The organism is Paenibacillus sp. FSL K6-2393, from assembly GCF_038002545.1.
Classification (GTDB): Bacteria; Bacillota; Bacilli; order Paenibacillales; family Paenibacillaceae; genus Paenibacillus.
This window is the reverse complement of sequence record NZ_JBBOCU010000001.1, coordinates 4652312-4670668: the sequence shown is the minus strand read 5'-3', so window position 1 is coordinate 4670668 and position 18357 is coordinate 4652312. Positions and strand designations below refer to the sequence as shown.

The window sequence follows — 18357 nt, the reverse complement described above, 5'->3', positions numbered from 1 at the left end:
GGGTTATTGGAGAGTGAGGGCGTACTGATGAAGACTTATAGTTCAAGTCAGGATTTATCGGGACAATGGAAGATACAGCATTTTGAAGTTGGAGAGAAGCGGGCAATGGATGTGGCAGCAGCTGCGCTGGATGACCGTTTCTGGATTGGGGCTGAAGTGCCTGGCGATGTACATGCTGCATTGGTTGAGCGCAGTATCATTGATCCGCCATATTACGGACATAATGATGCCAAAAGTCGCTGGATTGAGCAAAAGGAATGGTGGTACCGCTCCACATTCAATCTGGTGAGAGATGCAGAGACCGAGGAGCACTTTGAATTGGTGTTCGAAGGATTGGATACGTTTGCAACGGTATATGTCAACGGCCATGAAGTCGGGAAAACGGCCAATATGCTCATGTCACATACGTTTAATGTAACATCTCTGGTACGCAGCGGCTGGAATGCGATTGCTGTCAAGTTTGATCCGCTTCATCTGCATCACCGGGACAAAGAAACCTTCGACTGGTCCTCGTATACGAAGGAACGGCCATGGTTGCGCAAAGCAGCGATGAACTTTGGCTGGGACTGGGGTCCACGTATGGTTACAGTGGGGATCTGGGGTGCTGTAAGGCTGGAAAAACGAACAATCGCCAAGCTGGAAAATGTGTATGCTCGAACGGAATCAGTCAGTACTGAGATGGCTGTTTTGCGTGTCACGGCAGATGTGAAATCCGTCTTGTCTTTCCGTAGCAAACAAAAACGAGAGCAGGCTGTGGTTGCGTCCTGTAATGTTCGTCTGTTGGATCGCAGCGGACACGAGGTGGCAGGTGTCACTGAACTACCCGTAGAGGGTGGCAAAGCGGATACCACATTAAACGTTACGTCACCGCAGTTATGGTGGACTCATGATCTGGGTGAGCCGTATCTGTATACACTGGAGGTTACATTATACGCAGATGGCGTTGAGGTGGATCGTTATAGCGAGCCTTATGGGTTACGAACGATTGAGCTGGCTCTTCACAATGAACGGGGTGAAGATGCATTTGCTTTTATCCTGAACGGAGTCAAGATCTACGCCAAGGGAGCCAACTGGATTCCGGCTGATCATCTGATTGGCGCCATCCCGAACTATCGATATCGTGAGCTTGTCGAGCTGTCGGTGGAAGGACATATGAACATGCTGCGTGTCTGGGCTGGTGGTATATATGAGAAGGATGTCTTCTACGATGAGTGTGATCGGCAAGGGGTGTTGGTGTGGCAGGATTTTGCATTTGCGAATGCATTGTTCCCGGATTTCAATCGTGATTTCATGGATAATGTACGGCAAGAGGTAGAAAACAATGTCCTGCGCCTGCGTAACCGTGCCTCGCTTGCTCTCTGGTGTGGTAATAACGAGATAGACTGGCTCTATGATATGAAGTCGGCAAGTGGAGATATTACCAGTCCGTTCTACGGCGAACAGATATATCATGAGCTAATCCCTGAAGTGCTGGAGCGCTTGGATATGTCTCGTCCGTACTGGCCTTCTTCGCCGTTCGGAGACAGCAACGGTCAGGATGCGAATGACCCGGATGTGGGGGATCGCCACAACTGGCAGGTATGGCATGGTTCGGTCTATCCAAGGAAGCATGGAGAGCCACCACTGCTGGACTACAGCATTGAAGGTGTAACGTTCAAAAATTATAAAAAGGATCATGCGTTGTTCAGCAGTGAATTTGGTATGCACGCCTCGGCCAATCGTTACACGTTGGAGAAAAATATGCCCTCAGGGCAGTTTTACTGGGGCAGTCCGGAGATGGCCTATCGCAACAAGGATACCAATCACCAGAAAGGCATTCTGTTGATGGAGGGTTACACAGGGATTCCGCAAAATATAGAAGAGTACATGAACTATTCCATGTTGACTCAAGCAGAAGGGTTGCGTTATGGGATAGAACATTTCCGGCGCATCAATCACCGTAACAGCGGTGCGCTTGTGTGGCAATTGAATGACAGTTGGCCAGGAACAAGCTGGTCCATGATTGATTATGAACTGTTCCCGAAGGCATCCTTTTATTACGGGAAAATATTCTTTCATCCTGTCCTGTTATCACTGGAGCATGAGCCCGGGGAGCCGCTTGCGTTGTGGGTCGTAAACGATACACGTGACGTCTTGAAAGGGGAGCTTCGACTCAATGTCTATGCATTAAATGGAGAGAAGATCTATTCCAGTACACATGCTGTTGAAGTAACATCACAATCCTCACTGTGTATTGCTGAATTAACTGAAGCAGAGGTGTTACAGGGCAGACGTGGTGAGGAAGTAATGGTTGAGTTGGTATCCGAAGGGTTTGCAGCACCGAGCAATCGATACTTCTTGCGTGATCCTAAGGATATGACGTTGCCAGAGTCGCAATTGAGCGTACATGTGAACGAAGAGGAACAGTCTGTAACGGTTACGGCCAGTGGAGCGTTTGCACGATTGGTGAAGCTGGAGCTTCCCCTTGGGCGTGTCCGATTCAGTGACAATTATTTCGATCTGCTCCCTGGTGAGAGTCGAACAGTGAGACTACGTCATCCAGAGCAAACGTCTCTGCCACTGACAGAACTTCGAGTTAGTGCCATGAACGGCAGAGAAGGATAAAATAATAATAATAATAGACTTCAAATCTTATTCGAGGTTCAAGGTGGTAATCCTGATCAGGGATGCCACCTTTTTTTACTTTTGCAGCAGGTGAGTTCATGTCGTTGTGTCAGGTTATCCTGTCCTTAGTCCACAAGCGAAACTTCCAATCGGGTTCACATGTTGGCATATTAAGGTTAGAATGATGGAAAGCAATCGTTTTCAAAAGGAGGTAATTTTATGTCATTTGTCTTTTATCCGGAGATGGTTATATTTATTCTGATGTTGATCCTGCTGATTATTGGTATTGTATATATCGTTCGTAAAAGCAAACAAGTATTGCGCCGCTTAAGCAATCTGGAGAAAGCAGTATATGAAAAAGATAACATCTCATCCTATCCGAAGGACGTTGATACTGTACAAGAAGCACCCAGAGAAGACACGTTTGCTCCACGCAAACGAAAATGAAGAAGGGTACGGAATTACATAAAAAAGATAAACCAACAAGCCAAACAGCCGATTCTTTTCTATGATGAAGTGATCGGCTGTTTGGGCATATAGGCATTTTATCTGTATTAACTGGGTTTAGAGAAAGGATTCATAACGCTGTTGGAAAGAGGATTCCATCTCCACTTGCCGAGCAAGTTGCTGCTGTACCTTGGCCCCGCGGATCGTCTGAAGTTCCTGAAGTTGTGCAGTGGAACTGAATTGATCTGCAGACATTTGGACAAGTAATTCGGAGAGCGCATCCGCATCTTCGAGCGCGGCATTAAGTCCAAACGCACCGGTTGGGGTCATGGTATGAGCGGCATCACCGATGAGTACAACATTGTCCTGTGCCCACGACTGGCAATAGCTGCTTTCAACAGATAACAGAACAAAATCACTCCAGCTCTGAATGTTGGCAGCTACAGAATCAGACAGGCAAGGAAAAGCAGATACAAGTTTATCTACAAAAGGAGCAATCGGCTGCTCTCGCAGCTTGGAGTAAGCTCCCTCGGGAATGTTCCATCCAATCTGAACATAACCGCCGAACTGTGAGAACAGTGCGAGCTGTTGACCATCCATGCTGGCCATCCGAACAGCGGGTTCCCAACCTACGGGTGCTGGAATGCGTGCCCAGAGCAGATCATACCCGTGCTTCCGAATCTCGGGGGTCAAACCGGAATGTTTGCGTACAGCAGAATATCTGCCATCAGCACCAACAATAACAGATGCTTGAATGGAGGCAGGAACGCCGTTCTGCCGAATGTTAATACCCACTACCTGGCCGTTTCTGTCACGTAGCAAGCCAGTCATGATGGTATTAAACAGTACTTGTTCATTGGAGTTGTGCTGCTGAGCGTGCGACACGATGGCTTCCAGGAGATGAGCTTGAGGTACATGAATACCAACATGAGATTCTCCATTGCCTGGTGATACCGTATGAATAATCTGCCCATTTTCCCAATACTGAATCTGTTCCAAGAGCAGCGCTCCGCGTTCCTGAATGAGGGAATAGAGGCCGTGTTTATTCAAAATGGCTTCGCCGTCCACATTGAGCAACTCCCCGCGAAACGACTTATGCAGGTGGGGCTGCCGCTCAATGAGCATCGTGGAGATTCCTTTTTGATTCAGTAAATAAGAAAGCAAAGCACCGCCAGGTCCAGCACCGACGATACAAACATCCGTTTTGAGTTGAGATTGTATATTCTGATTCATGTGCATAAGTCCCTTACATTATAATGATGACGCTTCATTTACTTTATAACAACAGATTTATTAAAATCATTAAGTAACTAAAAGTAACTTTAAAGATATAGGTTATTATAAACAAACCCGTTGCCATAATGCAATAGGTGAAACCGGAAATAAAACAAGAGTCTTGCAGTCAACGATAGGGTGTCGGATACAAGCGCATTTTTCACAAACATCATAGTGTAAATATGTTACAATATAAGGTAGGTTATGATGAAAGGCAGGAGGAACGTTTATGAGCCCGGATACGGAGCGAAACTCTCAATTGGCAAATGTAGATCAATTGTTGGAGGCCTTCTTCAGATATAAAAATAAAGTATTGGATCAGCAGCAGAAGACCGAAACCAACTGTAAACTGAATCCGACAAAAAGTCATATATTGGGCATGATTTTACGTGAAAAAAAATGTATGGCGGTTGATGTGGCCAGACAACTCAGTTTGTCTTCCGGCGCAACCACCATTGTACTGAATCAACTGGAGACGGAAGGGTTGATCCAGCGGGTGCGCAGTGAAGAAGATCGGAGAATTGTGTGGCTGTCCTTAACGGATGAAGGCGCGCAGCTTGCCAAGACACTTAATGCGAATCGCGGCCGAATGACGTGGGAATTGTTGCAAGCACTTTCCGAAGAGGAGCAACAGCAGATGTTTGGCATGCTGAAGAAAATTGAACTGAAACTGCTGGAGAACATGAAGTCGTTTGAGCAGATCCACCGGTAGTCCATATATGACTTGATTCCTTGAAGACGTCAGTCCTCATGAGTTCGTCCCTAATTGCGGGGGGATGAACCTTGAAGACTGGCGTTTTTGAGTTGGTTTACAAATGAAAGCGAACCACATGATCCGTTAAGCCTTCCTGGATCAAAACTTCTTTTTGTTTGCTGCCCATCAGGTCAAAGTGGGGAAATGGCTGCCGCCGATGAATGTATCGCGGGTCCAGCCCATGATCGTTGCACCAACGCTCGAGACGTTCCAGATCTGCGCAGCCAACTTTGGTGACACTGGTGATGCCGGGGAATCGGTTGTCAATCCAGAAATGAGTGAGGTACGCGATCTCACCCCGAGCCACTTGTTCCTTCCACGCAGCAAGCTCTTGTCGTTTAATTCCAAATGCCATAGATGCAAGTTCCTTTCCAAACGGGTATTGTCCTGAGCATATTGTAACATCTTATATACAGAATCCATCAGAATTCTTTCATTCAGACTAGTCTGAAACCAGTTGAATGGGTATATGAATATGACAACATTTTTATAATAAAGTATGGATTATGTTAAAATAAACCTATACAACAAAGGTTTCACCACTTCTATAGCGGAAAGGGATTGTCATCATGGAAATATTTATTGCCGTACTTGTGTTACTGGTACTAATTGGTTTATCAAATATTTTAAACCGGTTTGTACCCTTTATTCCCGTTCCGCTCATTCAAATTGTGCTTGGTGTAGCTATAGCTTTGCTTCCCGCAGGTGTTCACCTGCCGTTGAATCCGGAATTGTTCTTTGTACTTTTCATCGCACCTTTGTTATACAACGATGGTAAGCGAACACCAAGGAATGAATTATGGAATCTGCGTGCACCGATACTTCTGCTTGCACTAGGACTTGTATTCGTGACGGTAGTCGTGGCGGGATATGCCATTCACTGGCTGATTCCTTCGATTCCGTTACCTGCTGCTTTTGCTCTTGCAGCCATATTGTCCCCGACAGATGCAGTGGCCGTTGGCGCCATGGCAGGGCGAGTACATTTGCCCAAAGGCATACATAGGCTTCTTGAAGGTGAAGCATTAATGAATGATGCATCTGGCCTCGTGGCCTTCAAATTCGCGATTGCAGCAACAGTTACAGGTGTATTTTCCCTGGCGAATGCAACCTTCAGTTTTATTCTGATTGCGATTGGCGGACTTCTTGTCGGGGCATTGTTATCTTTTCTGTTAATCAGGCTAGGGGTATGGATCCGTAGACTGGGTATGGAAGATGTGACCATTCACATGTTGCTGCAAATCCTGACGCCATTTATCATCTATCTGGTGAGTGAAGAAATTGGGGTATCAGGTATTCTTGCGGTAGTGGCAGGCGGTATTATTCACGCCATTGAGCGTGACCGCGCTGAATCTGTTCAGTTGAAAATGCAGGTGGTATCTGCGAGCACATGGTCAGTCATTTTATTTATACTAAATGGTCTGGTGTTTGTTATTCTGGGTGTACAGGTCCCGGATGTGCTGAGTACCATTTTTGAAAATGTATCGTTTAATAATCTGCAGGTGTTGGGCTATGTGGGCCTAATCTCGGTGTTATTGCTGGTTCTGCGCTTTCTCTGGATCTATCTGTTCTGGCAAGGGAATGAATTGTTGCGTACCAAATCCTCTATTGGCAGGCCCAGATTCAAAGATATTACGATCATTTCCCTCTCTGGGGTGCGGGGGGCTGTAACATTGGCGGGTGCTTTCTCCATTCCTTATGTGCTTCAGGATGGATCACCTTTCCCTGAACGGGATCTGATTATTTTCCTCGCAGCAGGGGTTATCCTCTTCTCCCTGATTGCGGCGAGTGTGTTTCTTCCGGTTCTGGCCAAGGACGATGGGAAATCCACAGAAGAAACACCGCAGAAGTCAGAACGAAAAGCACATGACATTATGCTGAATGCGGCAATACGAGCTGTCAAATCCGAAATGAACGATGAGAACAAAGCTGCGGCACTGGCGGTTGTCTCCGACTTGTCCAAGTACATCAGGCAGGCCGCAGGTCAGCTTACCGCCGGTAAACGCAAAGATATTCAGAAACAAGAAACGGCTATTAACCTGATTGCCACCCGCGCGGAGCGTAAAGAAGTAGAAGTAATGCTGGACGAAAATGCAATTGCTTCTGATGCGGCCTTCAAATGTGACAGCTGGCTGGATCGCAAGGAAATGATGCTGGCGAATCGCGCAAACACTCAGTTCATGACCTCGATCAGCGAGATCGGGCGTGTGTTAGGACATCTGTTCACCAACCGGTCCCAGAAGCCGAATCAACCATTCATGCTTGAAAATGCAGAACTGTTCCGTCAGGTAAAGCTGCGCACCTCTGAAGCAGCAATTAAGGCCATTCGTGCTCATATGAATGATGGGAATCGAGTCGTCGCACTTTCTGTCATCGCCAAGTATGAGCGTGTAATTGCCAAATTGCGCACCTGGAACCAGGGTAAAACGGAAGATCCGTTTAATCAGGAGAAATTGGAGTTGCAGATGGTAGCCATTCAGGAACAGCGCAATACGGTTCAGCAACTGTATGAAAACGGCGAAATCACCCGTGATGTGGCTGCAAAACTGCGCCGGTTTATTAACGACGTTGAAGCGACTGCGCTGAAAAATACCTAATCCGATAAATCCGATATTTTAAATATGCTAAATGGTTTGATATAATATGTAACAAGAAACATGCATCATTACAGAAATGTACTTATATCGATCAGTGAAGGAGAGATGAGACATGGCAGAACAACAAATTCGGTTGGGCAAGACGGATCTGATCGTGAATCCCATTGGACTGGGTGCGAATGCAGTAGGCGGACATAATATCTATCCGGACATGCTGAATGATGAGACGGGTAAGGAAGTGGTTCGTACAGCCTTGAAACAAGGTATTAACTTTGTGGATACGGCATACATCTATGGACCTGAGCATTCCGAACGACTGATCGGTGAAGTACTGAAGGAAACCGGTCAGCGGCAGAATACGATTATTGCAACCAAAGCAGCTCATAAATTAGTGGATGGCAAGATTGTCATGGATAACTCACCTGCTTTTCTGAGAACATCCGTGGATGAGGCGTTGAAACGACTGCAAACCGATTACATTGATCTGTTCTACATCCATTTTCCGGATGAACATACGCCTAAGGATGAGGCGGTAGATACGTTAAAACAATTAAAAGACGCTGGCAAAATTCGTGCCATTGGCGTATCTAATTTCTCCATTGATCAGTTGCGTGAAGCCAATAAGGACGGGCATGTAGACGTACTGCAATCTGAATATAATCTGTTCAAAAGAGATGCGGAGAAAGAGCTGTTGCCGTATACGGCTGAGCATAACATTTCTTTTGTGCCCTACTTCCCTCTGGCAGCGGGACTGCTGGGCGGGAAATATAATCGTGATACAACCTTTCAGGATGGACGGGCAAAGAACCCGCTGTTTACAGGTGAAGCTTTTTTTGAAAATCTCAATAAAGTTGAGCAACTGCGCAGCATAGCACAATCCAAAGATGTTGAGGTCGCTCATCTGGTTCTGGCCTGGTACCTGACTCAGCCTTCTATTGATGCATTGATTCCGGGTGCCAAGCGACCAGAACAGGTCATTAACAATCTGCAAACATTAAATGTGGAATTAACTGCTGAGGAAATTGCAGTTGTGGATCAGATCTTTCGTTAATGAGTTCGGGTGAATCGGGAAATGCTAACAGGGAGTTTACGTATGAAGACAAAGTGAGGACACCACATGAACCTGAAGGCAGCCCGAGTCATCGGAATGTTCACGCTAATTATTTTGCTGGGTAGCAGTTCTGCCTATGCGAAGCCTGTACAGAAGAACCGTCAGTATTATGAGGAACGAGGAGAGATTGTGTGGGAAGTTCCCACACAGGATAAACTCATCGCGCTTACCTTTGACGATGGACCAGATCCGATTCAGACTCCGCAGATCCTGGCTTTGTTACAGCAGTATCATGCCAAAGGAACTTTTTTTGTACTTGGCAAATGGGCAGACAAATTTCCTGAACTGATTAAGCAGGAACAGCTCGAAGGGCATGAAATCGCCAACCATACGTATGCGCACACGTATGCAGTTCGATCAACTAGTGCAGACAAGTACATGAAGGATATGAACGAAGCAGAAAGTTCCATCATTGAAGCGGGTGCTGAGCGTCCCCTGTTGTTCAGGCCACCGGGCGGTTATTACAATGACATGGTCATTCAGGCTGCCAAACAAAAAGGATATACCATTGTACTCTGGTCTTGGCATCAGGATACACGGGACTGGGCTTCTCCAGGTGTATCGACTATCGTTAAAAAAGTACTGAATAACGCACGCAATGGGGATATTGTACTCTTCCACGATAAGGTGGAAGGCAAGTCCCATACGGTAGCTGCACTCAAAACAATCCTGCCGAAGTTACAGCAGCAAGGATACCAATTCGTGACGGTGTCTGAACTGCTTGCTGTGAAGGCACGCGAAGCTGCGAAGAACAACACTTCACCTTCGTCAATATTGGAGCACGTGCAACCCTAAGCATGGTAATCCAATTTAGAAACCGTAAGTCTCAGATGAAGAGACCTGCGGTTTCTTTATCTTGGTCTCCATGTGTCCCATATAAAACGTTGAACCAGGCGTAGGAGGTTATTGCCGCGTCCCTTTTGTTTTGAAACCAAAACGTCTACAATAGATGGAGCTTTGTGTTTAAGGATTATATAGTATACAAGATATGAATTACGACATAGAGGAGAGTGAATATGATGAATGGACAACAACGTGTAAATATTAAGCCAGGTCTGGAAGTGGACATTGTGCTGAAGCAGGATCAAGCTACAGGTAAGCTGACACGTGGCATTGTAAAGGATCTGTTAACCAAGTCACCTACGCATCCACACGGAATCAAAGTACGACTGACGAGCGGTCAAGTGGGACGTGTGAAACAGGTCATTACAGGCGGCTCGAACTAACTGTGGTCCAAGGCGGGGAGATGAGTACTACCGCAGAAGTAATGGCACATCTGGCTTCGGGTAATGCACGTCAGCAGGACGCATATCATGTGTTACAGAGCAGTGGATTGCTCGAGATATTAGCTGACTATCACCCATATCCAGCAGGAACGGTACCGATTGATATTGATATTCCGGGCAGTGATCTGGATCTGCTGTGTTATGCAGAGGATCTGGATGTGTTTGAAGCCGGGATATACAATCGAATCGGAGCCATTGCTGAATTTCAATGTGTACGTGGTGGGGATCTTCCAGACCAACGTCCTTATGTGACTTGTAATTTGCAAGTGGGACATTGGTCTGTGGAGATTTTTGCCCAATCCGTGCCAGTTTACAGGCAGAATGCATACTTACATATGATCGTAGAGTGGAGATTGTTGCAACTGTGGGGAGACGCGGGACACCGTGAGATCCGCAGACTGAAACAGGCAGGGTGGAAGACGGAGCCTGCTTTTGCTTCTGTACTTGGATTACAGGGAGATCCATATGTGGACATGCTGCATCTGGCCGAGATGAAACGTGAAGATCTCTGGAACTGGGCGCGTTCACGCACGTCTTTTTAAAATGTCTATTTGAGATGAACTAATCATTTACACGATAACGGAGAGGACAGAAAAAACCTGAAAAAGCGAAGCGGTCGCCTAAAAGCTTTCTGAAAGAAAGCTGCATCGGAAGCATACGCTACTACCGGATTTCCCCTTAAGAAAGGGAATCAAAAAAATCTGGGAATAACAGCGATTGGAAGGTGCTTCTGTCATCGTAGTGTCAGTGTAAATAACCTTTGGTCAGATCAGAAAGATGGCTACAATTGTTGTTACCGTGAGTCCCAGCAGTACAGGCTTCAGGTTGCGTCTTGCAAGTTCAAAAGGACTGACTCCGCAGATTGCAGCAGCAGGGATCAATGCCCATGGAATTAAGGTTCCGCCACCTACCCATATGGCTGCAACCTGACCTAATGCTGTCAGTACAGGTGCGGAATCTGTCGAACCTGCAAACATGGACGCAATCGAGCCAACCAGGGATATCCCCGAGAACCCCGAACCATCCATTCCGGTCACTGCTCCAGTTACCGTCATTGTAATGGCTCCCACCGTATCATTCAATGGCACCAGTCCAGCAAGTGCAACCCCGAGATCATTCACAATCCCGTGTGAACCTTCAGGAAGAGGGTTGATGAACAACTCCGTAATCGCAGCATCTCCCAGATAAAAAAATGCGGCTATGGGAATAACCGGTCCAAACACCTTGAAACCAAACTGAAATCCTTCTATTAAATAACTGGTCGTTTCCTCTGGTCCCGCATGTCGATGTGCGGCAAGGGTAACAGCGATCAGTATAACCACAGCAGTTCCGCCAATCAGAGCTGTTGCGTCGCCGCCTTGCAACTTCAATACAAACATCAGAATCACATCAACTGCGAATAACAGAGGGATAAGCAGAGCGAACGTCTTTTGCAAACGGGGCGACATGACTTGACGTTGAACAGGCTGATCAGTGGGTAGGGAGGTGGACACAGCCTCTGATGAGGAAGAAGGTTCCGTGGTCACGGTACCTGATATAAAATTTGGGGAATGAACAGGTGCGCCTGATTTCATCTCTTTGCGCAGCATCCAGAAGGCTGTAAGTGTAGATACCGTTCCCATGACAATGACCAGAGGTATGCTGGCCGTCATGACGGAAGTAACCGGTATACCCGCCGCATCAGCTGTAAGTTTGGGAGCCCCCTGAATAATGTAATCTCCCGACAGTGCAATCCCATGTCCGAACAGGTTCATGGCAATGGCGGCTCCAATCGGGGGAAGACCTACACGCACGGCTACAGGAAGGAGTACTGCACCGACGAGTGCTACGGCCGGGGATGGCCAGAAAAATAGTGATACGACCATCATGATCAATCCGATACCCCAATACGCGACCTGAGGAGAACGGATAAACCGGGTGACAGGTGTTACCATGACCTCATTAATGCCTGTTCTGATCAGAACACGGCTCATTGCCACAATAATCGAGATGATAAAGATCGTACTTAGCAATTCTTTTGTTGCATAGATAAAACTGCTGAAGATCCCAGCAACTGACCCGCTTAAGGTTTCTGTTGCCAGAAGTCCAATGGTCATAATACCTGCGACACAGATGATGGTGGTGTCCCTGCGCCGGATCATTACGGCAATGATCAAGACGATAAATGCCAGATAGACATAGTGTAACGCAGTGAGTTGAATATTCATCGAACAGGCCTCCCTACATCCTGGTGACTAACCCGAGGAGTGATATATCGTATGCATGTCAAGATCGGGCGTTCGTGGAGTCCGGGGTTTGCCGCAGCATTTATTTTTAGGGAGAAGCTTCTGAGCTATAAATGAAGGATTTATTTTACAACTGGAGAATTTATTACAACATGAAGCTTGTTACTCTTGAAATCGGAGCGGATGAAAGTCACCAGAATTGATATGTGAAGGTCACGCTACCCCATAGACAGTGGCAAGCAGGGGTGATTACAATAAACATGCCATCATAAGGAAGAAAATAGAAAAAAACTATGTTGAAATAAAGTGTGTGTTCAAAAAGTCTGGTTTTCAGTACCGAGAAGATGGAATGAAGTTAGAAATGGAGTAGCGGAGCGTAGGGAAACTACGTGAGCAACGGACATTTCGGCTGAATTTCATATTCGAAGCTGATGATGCCGCTAGGCATAATTCGTAATCAAAAGCGGACTTTTTAAACTACCTCTAAAAGGGCGGGAATCCATAATCCATGAGCTTTATCCGTTCACTTCGTTTTAAATTTATAGTGGGCCTTACATTGATCATGCTGCCATTATTCATGCTGCTTTATTACAACAACGTCTACGCCATGAAAGTTGTACGTGACAAAGTATCCCTCACCAATATGAATCATCTCGCCAAGAGTGTGGAGCAGAATGAACGTGTGTTACAGGAGACAAATCGGTATTTATATAGTCTGGGTGAGCGGGACCCGGATATTATCTCTCTGTTTTTTCTGAAATACGGCAGCGGTGATTATATCATTGCAAAGCAACGGATTATGAACAAATTCATGACAGATATCGGTTTTTATAATCTAATCGATTCTTTTTTTCTATATGATGCCGTGAATGATGATCTGCTGCTCGCCACTTCAGGCAATTATGATGTCAAAAAGTCGGTTGTGCAGGAGAGTATGCCAGTCCAGATGCAGCAATTGGAAGGGGATATCCAGAAGCCCGAATGGAGCATCGTGCGAGGCGGGACGTGGAATGCGCTGGTGAAAACGGTGCGAATCAACCAGCAGTTCTATGCAGGTGCACTTGTTGATATGAATGCACTGAATCATACACAACAATTCACTGAATCCGGAGATCGGGGAGGCGCAGTCATTGTTGGAACAGACGGTGGGGCACTATCGGATTCCACATTAAATACTGCACAGATTCAGCTGGCTGCAGCACATCTTCCTGGCCTGAAGAATCCGTATCAGGTTATCTCTGAAGTTGTGAACAAGGGAGAAGCACGTCAATATTTGATGTTGGGTATTGCCTCGGCCATGTCCGAGATGAATTATATCGTGCTGCTGCCTGAGGAAGACATGATGCGTAACCTCCCGTTTTTCCAGCAGATCATTCGTCTGCTTCCCATTGGTGCGGCAGTAATTCTGGTTACTGCACTGATCTTTTTGCGACATCTGTTATTCCGCCCGATGAATGCGTTAATCCGAGGCATGAGAAGGGTCAGCCGTGGAGATCTCGATGTGAAGCTGGAACCGCCATCTTCTTCGGAGCTTGAATTTATGACACGAAGTTTCAATCAAATGACCAGTGAGATCAGGCATCTGAAGATTGATGTGTATGAGGAACAACTGCGGACGCGGGAGGCAGAGTTCAAACAACTGCAGATGCAGATCAATCCTCACTTTTACCTGAATTCACTCAATATTATTCATAGTCTGGCTTCCTTGCAAAAACATGAGTTGGTGCAGCAGATGGCTGGTCATCTGGCCGATTATTTTCGATTCAGTCTGCGTGCAGGCAAACGTGTTATTCGTCTGGATGAAGAGCTCGAGCACATTCGTCATTACTTGGAAATTCAAAAGCTGAGGTTTCCAAGCAGATTCGATTTTGAACTGGATGTTGAGTCGAATCTGGGACATTATGTGATTCCGCCATTAACCATTCAGCCTTTTGTGGAGAATGCCATTATTCATGGATTTCAGCGCCGGACACAAGCCTTTGTCATTCGGATCGTGGCGCGCCTCGGTGAGAAGTCGTCCGGTCAGGACGATGGGACGGTGCTTCAACTGATGATTATGGACAATGGTGTCGGATTTGAAGAGGAATTGTTGGGGCGTCTGCAACATGGACAATACGCTGAAGACCCGAGTGGACAGCATATCGGTATATGGAACGTGGCTCATCGGCTTTTAGTAAAGTATGGTGATCAAGCCAGTTTGCAGTTTGGCAATGAGGTGGATCATGGCGCCAAAGTCATCATTGATTTACCCGCTCAGACTGAAGAGGAAGAAGGGGGAGCCTATGCGGAACCTGTTGATCGTGGATGATGAAGTGTATGCATTACAAGCAATGGTGGAAGGAGTCGATTGGCAAGCAGCAGGCATTGACCAGATATACAGTGCTGGTGATGCCGAAGAGGCAAGAAAGATTTTAAGGGCAAATGCTATCGATATTATGATCTGTGATATCGAGATGCCTGGTGAAACAGGGCTTGACCTGCAAAGCTGGGTGTTAAAACATGATCCAGGCATACTGACCATTTTCCTGACAGGGCATGCTTTATTCGATTATGCTCAGACAGCCATTAAGCTAAGCAGCTTTGATTATGTGTTGAAGCCGGCTCCAGCGGATCAATTGATTAAGGTAGTAACTCAGGCAGTGGAAAAGATCAAGGATGGAGAGCAGCGTACCCGTACCAACGAAGTTTATGAGACCGTATACAAACGCTGGAAAACCCATAAACCGCTACTGACGGAACGCTTCTGGAAGGATGCCATCTCTCAGCGTATCACGTTAACCGAACAACGGTTGCAAGAGCTCGCAGAACTGTATGGTGCCGAGATTGATCCGCAGGCTCGTGTGTTACCCATTGTGATCTCGGTAGAGGAATGGGTGCGTGATTTTGATTTGCGTGACGAAGAGGTATTGGAATATGCCCTTCGTAATGCAGCCAAAGAGATGCTGCTAGGCGACAAGCCCGGTGAGGTGTTCCAGGATCAAAGTGGATTAAATATTGTGCTTGCTTACGAGCAAGATGGCATCATCCCGAGTGCGAGCGAAGTGGCACAACGTTGTCAGGGGTATATTCAGGAATGTGGTACGTATTTCTACTGTCGGTTGTCCTGTTATGTTGGTGCCCCGGTTGCTGTAACTGAACTGCAAGGCATGTTGAATGAACTGATGGATATGGAACGGCGTAATATTAAGGAGCTTGAAGAAGTTTTTGTCTATGATGAGCGGGGAAGAGATCAGGAAGATCGCTTTTTGCCTATTCCATGGTTTTCGGAATTATCCATTCTTTTTGAGACGGGTAAAGTGGGGGATTTGCGAGAACGTGTGGATGAGATTTTTGAGTTGCTTGCAGCACAGGAGGGTTTGTCTCCTGAAATGCTTCATCTCTACTATCATGCCATGCTGCATGTGGTCTATCCGTTGCTTCATCAGAAAAACGTATCAATACGCAGTCTTTATCCGGGTGAACGGGAGCCGGAAGAGGGTATGGTGACAAGGTCGTTGCAGCAGTTGAAGCAGTGGACGTCTGATCTGATTGATCGTGTTATCCCGGTATTGTACCCGGACGATCATAGCCCCATGACCATTGTGGATCAGTTGTGCGTTTATATTGAAACTCATATTGGTGAAGAACTTATGCGAGAGGAGCTTGCAGCTTTTGCCGGATTCAATCCCGCTTATCTATCACGTCTGTTTCGGAAAGAGAAGGGGATGTCCCTATCTGAGTTTATTCTGCAGGGCAGAGTAGCCAAAGCGAAGACATTGTTGTCCCAGTCCACAGTCAAAGTGACGGATATCGCTGGCAAGGTGGGGTACTACAATTACTCGCATTTCACCAAAATGTTCAAAAAGTGCACGGGTATAACGCCACAGGAGTTTCGAAAACAGTCACGTACCGTATAGTTCAGGGCGCAGCATGCTGCGCCTTTTGTTTTGTTTAATTTGGCACTAAAGTCATAATTTGATAAGTCAACAGGTCACCACAGCAGATAGAGGTCTTACTCGCCCCGCCGTATACTTGAACCACAGGAGCCGCAACGGAGCTTCATCCTGAGGAAGAATTCAAGAGGAGTGAGGGAGAACAAGTTATGAAGACACAACCCCAGGCGGGTAAGGGAGTACGGATATCGGAAATACCGGGAGAAACAGTCCGAAAGCGCAAGTCTGTGTGGCACAATCTTGGCAAATTCAAGGTGCTGTATCTCATGTTCTTGCCAGGTGTCCTGTTTCTGCTGGTGAACAACTACATGCCGATGTTCGGCGTTCTGATCGCATTCAAAAATGTAAACTATGCTGATGGTATTTGGGGTAGCCCATGGAGTGGATGGGACAATTTTAAATATTTGTTCTCAACCAGTGATGCATGGGAAATTACCCGAAATACACTCGCGTATAACACGGTGTTCATTGCACTGAATCTCTTTGTAGGTGTCGGGCTTGCTATTCTGCTCAATGAAGTGAAGAACAAGGCAATGTCCAAGTTATATCAATCACTTATGTTATTGCCGTATTTCCTGTCCATGATTGTGGTCAGTTATCTGGTACTGGCTTTCCTGGGCAAGGATTCAGGCTTCATGAACTCAACGATTCTGCAGATGTTCGGCGGTCAGCCGATCGACTGGTATTCAGAGCCAAAGTATTGGCCGTATATTTTGCCACTGGTGAACACATGGAAGAATATTGGATATTATGCCGTCATTTATCTGGCAGCTGTCGTGGGTATCGATGAAGAATATTATGAAGCAGCTGTGCTCGATGGAGCAACCAAATGGCATCAGATACGCTTCATTACCATTCCGTTTCTCGTCCCATTAATCGTCATTATGACGTTATTGCAAATTGGCCGTATATTCTATGCAGACTTCAGTCTGTTCTATCAGGTTCCATTGGAATCGGGAGCGCTGTTCCCTGTAACGAATGTACTGGATACCTACGTATATCGTACGTTCCTTATCGGTGGAGATATCGGGATGTCATCAGCAGCCGGTCTTTACCAAGCAATCGTTGGATTTGTACTGGTTCTTGTATCCAATACCATCGTAAGGCGAATTGATAAAGATAATGCATTATTTTGAGAGGAGGCAAGTCAGCTGTGAAATCACGTGATCCACTAGCCGTATCGAAGCGTTCCGCATCCGTTATTCATGCGATGTTTCTATTCTATGCCATTGCCTGTATCGTGCCGATCCTGCTTGTCTTCGCCATCTCATTTTCGGACGAGACAACAGTAATTGCCAATGGATATAAGCTTATTCCAGAGAAATTCAGCCTGACGGCTTATGAGTTTCTGTTCAGAGATATGGATCAGATCATTCACTCGTATGGTATATCCTTTATTGTTACTGTTGTAGGTACCATTACAAGTGTTGCGCTGACCGCATTGTATGCGTATCCGCTCTCACGGAGAGATCTGCCTTACCGGGGCTGGTTCGCCTTTTTCATCTTCTTCACGATGTTGTTTAATGGGGGTCTGGTACCTTGGTACCTGGTCTATGTCAACGTATTGGATCTGAAAAACTCCCTACTGGCACTCATTATGCCGCTACTGCTATCCCCATTCTTTGTACTGGTCATGCGTACATTCTTCGCAAACTCCATTCCGGTGTCTATTCTGGAATCGGCTCGGATTGATGGTGCGGGAGAATTGAGAACGTTTGCACGTATCGTGCTTCCGCTCTCTCTTCCCGTAATGGCAACCGTCGCGTTGTTCAGTACATTGAATTACTGGAATGACTGGTACCTTAGCATGATTTTTATATCAGATAACCGGACGATTAGCCTTCAGTACCTTATGTACCGGACGCTGCTCGATATTCAATATTTAACAACCAACTCCAACGTCTCTTCACAGATTTCGTCGCAGGGTGGATTGCTCAATCTGCCTAACAAAACTCTGCAAATGGCGATGGCTGTGGTCGGTATTGGTCCAATTGTACTGGCATATCCGTTCTTCCAGCGTTATTTCATCAAAGGTCTTACGGTTGGCGCTGTGAAGGGATAACTCTGAACCGGTTAGCGGAGTGGGCAAGGTAAATGAAGATGGACTGAAAGGGCATATACAGAAGTAG

15 protein-coding genes are annotated in these 18357 nt (G+C 46.4%); 12 read left to right on the top strand and 3 right to left on the bottom strand.

Annotated features, from left to right (window positions below; translation table 11 throughout):
- Positions 1 to 27 precede the first annotated feature (27 nt).
- Positions 28 to 2604, top strand: a complete 2577-nt coding sequence (locus MHI14_RS20530; RefSeq protein ID WP_341131118.1) for a beta-mannosidase — start codon at positions 28 to 30, stop codon at positions 2602 to 2604.
- 219 nt (positions 2605 to 2823) lie between these two features.
- Positions 2824 to 3051, top strand: a complete 228-nt coding sequence (locus MHI14_RS20525; protein ID WP_047842410.1) for a hypothetical protein — start codon at positions 2824 to 2826, stop codon at positions 3049 to 3051.
- Between the two features lie 117 nt (positions 3052 to 3168).
- Here MHI14_RS20525 and MHI14_RS20520 read toward each other — a convergent pair whose 3' ends face one another.
- On the bottom strand, positions 3169 to 4284 hold the full coding sequence (locus tag MHI14_RS20520) for an FAD-dependent monooxygenase (protein WP_341131117.1): 1116 nt from the start codon (positions 4282 to 4284) through the stop codon (positions 3169 to 3171).
- Positions 4285 to 4555: 271 nt separating this feature from the next.
- Here MHI14_RS20520 and MHI14_RS20515 point away from each other — a divergent pair, with 271 nt between their 5' ends.
- Positions 4556 to 5038 (top strand): MarR family winged helix-turn-helix transcriptional regulator, encoded by a 483-nt coding sequence (locus tag MHI14_RS20515; protein WP_091032120.1) that lies wholly within the window; start codon positions 4556 to 4558, stop codon positions 5036 to 5038.
- Positions 5039 to 5135: 97 nt separating this feature from the next.
- On the opposite strand, the gene MHI14_RS20510 is transcribed toward MHI14_RS20515, so the two are convergent.
- Positions 5136 to 5435: a hypothetical protein gene (locus MHI14_RS20510; RefSeq protein ID WP_091032117.1), complete on the bottom strand. Its 300-nt coding sequence runs from the start codon at positions 5433 to 5435 to the stop codon at positions 5136 to 5138.
- 214 nt (positions 5436 to 5649) lie between these two features.
- On the opposite strand from MHI14_RS20510, the gene MHI14_RS20505 reads away from it, so the two are divergent.
- The 5 genes from MHI14_RS20505 (at position 5650) to MHI14_RS20485 (ending at position 10613) form a co-directional block, all read left to right on the top strand.
- Complete coding sequence (locus MHI14_RS20505) at positions 5650 to 7674, top strand: Na+/H+ antiporter (RefSeq protein WP_091032114.1); 2025 nt, start codon at positions 5650 to 5652, stop codon at positions 7672 to 7674.
- A 112-nt stretch (positions 7675 to 7786) separates the two neighbouring features.
- Positions 7787 to 8725 (top strand): aldo/keto reductase, encoded by a 939-nt coding sequence (locus MHI14_RS20500; protein WP_341131116.1) that lies wholly within the window; start codon positions 7787 to 7789, stop codon positions 8723 to 8725.
- A 66-nt stretch (positions 8726 to 8791) separates the two neighbouring features.
- Positions 8792 to 9580 carry a polysaccharide deacetylase family protein gene (locus MHI14_RS20495; RefSeq protein ID WP_249911141.1) on the top strand — a complete coding sequence of 263 codons (789 nt, stop codon included), beginning with the start codon at positions 8792 to 8794 and terminating at the stop codon, positions 9578 to 9580.
- A 224-nt stretch (positions 9581 to 9804) separates the two neighbouring features.
- The gene (locus MHI14_RS20490; RefSeq protein WP_026081155.1) at positions 9805 to 10011 is read left to right on the top strand and encodes a YwbE family protein; all 207 of its coding nucleotides are present in this window, start codon (positions 9805 to 9807) and stop codon (positions 10009 to 10011) included.
- A 20-nt stretch (positions 10012 to 10031) separates the two neighbouring features.
- A complete protein-coding gene (locus MHI14_RS20485; protein ID WP_289391939.1) occupies positions 10032 to 10613 on the top strand; it encodes a DUF4269 domain-containing protein in 582 nt (193 codons plus the stop codon).
- A gap of 222 nt (positions 10614 to 10835) precedes the next feature.
- Here the strand turns inward: MHI14_RS20485 and MHI14_RS20480 are convergent, their stop codons facing one another.
- Positions 10836 to 12278: a hypothetical protein gene (locus MHI14_RS20480; RefSeq protein ID WP_289391940.1), complete on the bottom strand. Its 1443-nt coding sequence runs from the start codon at positions 12276 to 12278 to the stop codon at positions 10836 to 10838.
- A 526-nt stretch (positions 12279 to 12804) separates the two neighbouring features.
- On the opposite strand from MHI14_RS20480, the gene MHI14_RS20475 reads away from it, so the two are divergent.
- The 4 genes from MHI14_RS20475 to MHI14_RS20460 all read left to right on the top strand — a co-directional run bounded on the left by MHI14_RS20475 (position 12805) and on the right by MHI14_RS20460 (position 18290).
- The gene (locus MHI14_RS20475; RefSeq protein ID WP_133384265.1) at positions 12805 to 14604 is read left to right on the top strand and encodes a sensor histidine kinase; all 1800 of its coding nucleotides are present in this window, start codon (positions 12805 to 12807) and stop codon (positions 14602 to 14604) included.
- Positions 14579 to 16192 carry a response regulator transcription factor gene (locus tag MHI14_RS20470; RefSeq protein WP_341131115.1) on the top strand — a complete coding sequence of 538 codons (1614 nt, stop codon included), beginning with the start codon at positions 14579 to 14581 and terminating at the stop codon, positions 16190 to 16192. Before MHI14_RS20475 ends, MHI14_RS20470 begins: the two co-directional genes overlap by 26 nt.
- 185 nt (positions 16193 to 16377) lie before the next feature.
- Positions 16378 to 17364, top strand: coding sequence for an ABC transporter permease (locus MHI14_RS20465; protein WP_076208980.1), 987 nt, complete (start codon positions 16378 to 16380; stop codon positions 17362 to 17364).
- Between the two features lie 17 nt (positions 17365 to 17381).
- Positions 17382 to 18290 (top strand): carbohydrate ABC transporter permease, encoded by a 909-nt coding sequence (locus MHI14_RS20460; RefSeq protein ID WP_017689303.1) that lies wholly within the window; start codon positions 17382 to 17384, stop codon positions 18288 to 18290.
- Positions 18291 to 18357 lie beyond the last annotated feature (67 nt).

Excerpts from the sequence above, each read along its gene's own strand:
- MHI14_RS20495 (WP_249911141.1), top strand. The coding sequence starts at position 8,792 with ATGAACCTGAAGGCAGCCCGAGTCATCGGAATGTTCACGCTAATTATT.
- MHI14_RS20470 (WP_341131115.1), top strand. The coding sequence starts at position 14,579 with ATGCGGAACCTGTTGATCGTGGATGATGAAGTGTATGCATTACAAGCA.
- MHI14_RS20505 (WP_091032114.1), top strand. The coding sequence starts at position 5,650 with ATGGAAATATTTATTGCCGTACTTGTGTTACTGGTACTAATTGGTTTA.
- MHI14_RS20490 (WP_026081155.1), top strand. The coding sequence starts at position 9,805 with ATGAATGGACAACAACGTGTAAATATTAAGCCAGGTCTGGAAGTGGAC.
- MHI14_RS20525 (WP_047842410.1), top strand. The coding sequence starts at position 2,824 with ATGTCATTTGTCTTTTATCCGGAGATGGTTATATTTATTCTGATGTTG.
- MHI14_RS20500 (WP_341131116.1), top strand. The coding sequence starts at position 7,787 with ATGGCAGAACAACAAATTCGGTTGGGCAAGACGGATCTGATCGTGAAT.
- MHI14_RS20510 (WP_091032117.1), bottom strand. The coding sequence starts at position 5,435 with ATGGCATTTGGAATTAAACGACAAGAGCTTGCTGCGTGGAAGGAACAA.
- MHI14_RS20480 (WP_289391940.1), bottom strand. The coding sequence starts at position 12,278 with ATGAATATTCAACTCACTGCGTTACACTATGTCTATCTGGCATTTATC.
- MHI14_RS20465 (WP_076208980.1), top strand. The coding sequence starts at position 16,378 with ATGAAGACACAACCCCAGGCGGGTAAGGGAGTACGGATATCGGAAATA.
- MHI14_RS20485 (WP_289391939.1), top strand. The coding sequence starts at position 10,032 with ATGAGTACTACCGCAGAAGTAATGGCACATCTGGCTTCGGGTAATGCA.
- MHI14_RS20520 (WP_341131117.1), bottom strand. The coding sequence starts at position 4,284 with ATGAATCAGAATATACAATCTCAACTCAAAACGGATGTTTGTATCGTC.
- MHI14_RS20530 (WP_341131118.1), top strand. The coding sequence starts at position 28 with ATGAAGACTTATAGTTCAAGTCAGGATTTATCGGGACAATGGAAGATA.
- MHI14_RS20475 (WP_133384265.1), top strand. The coding sequence starts at position 12,805 with ATGAGCTTTATCCGTTCACTTCGTTTTAAATTTATAGTGGGCCTTACA.
- MHI14_RS20515 (WP_091032120.1), top strand. The coding sequence starts at position 4,556 with ATGAGCCCGGATACGGAGCGAAACTCTCAATTGGCAAATGTAGATCAA.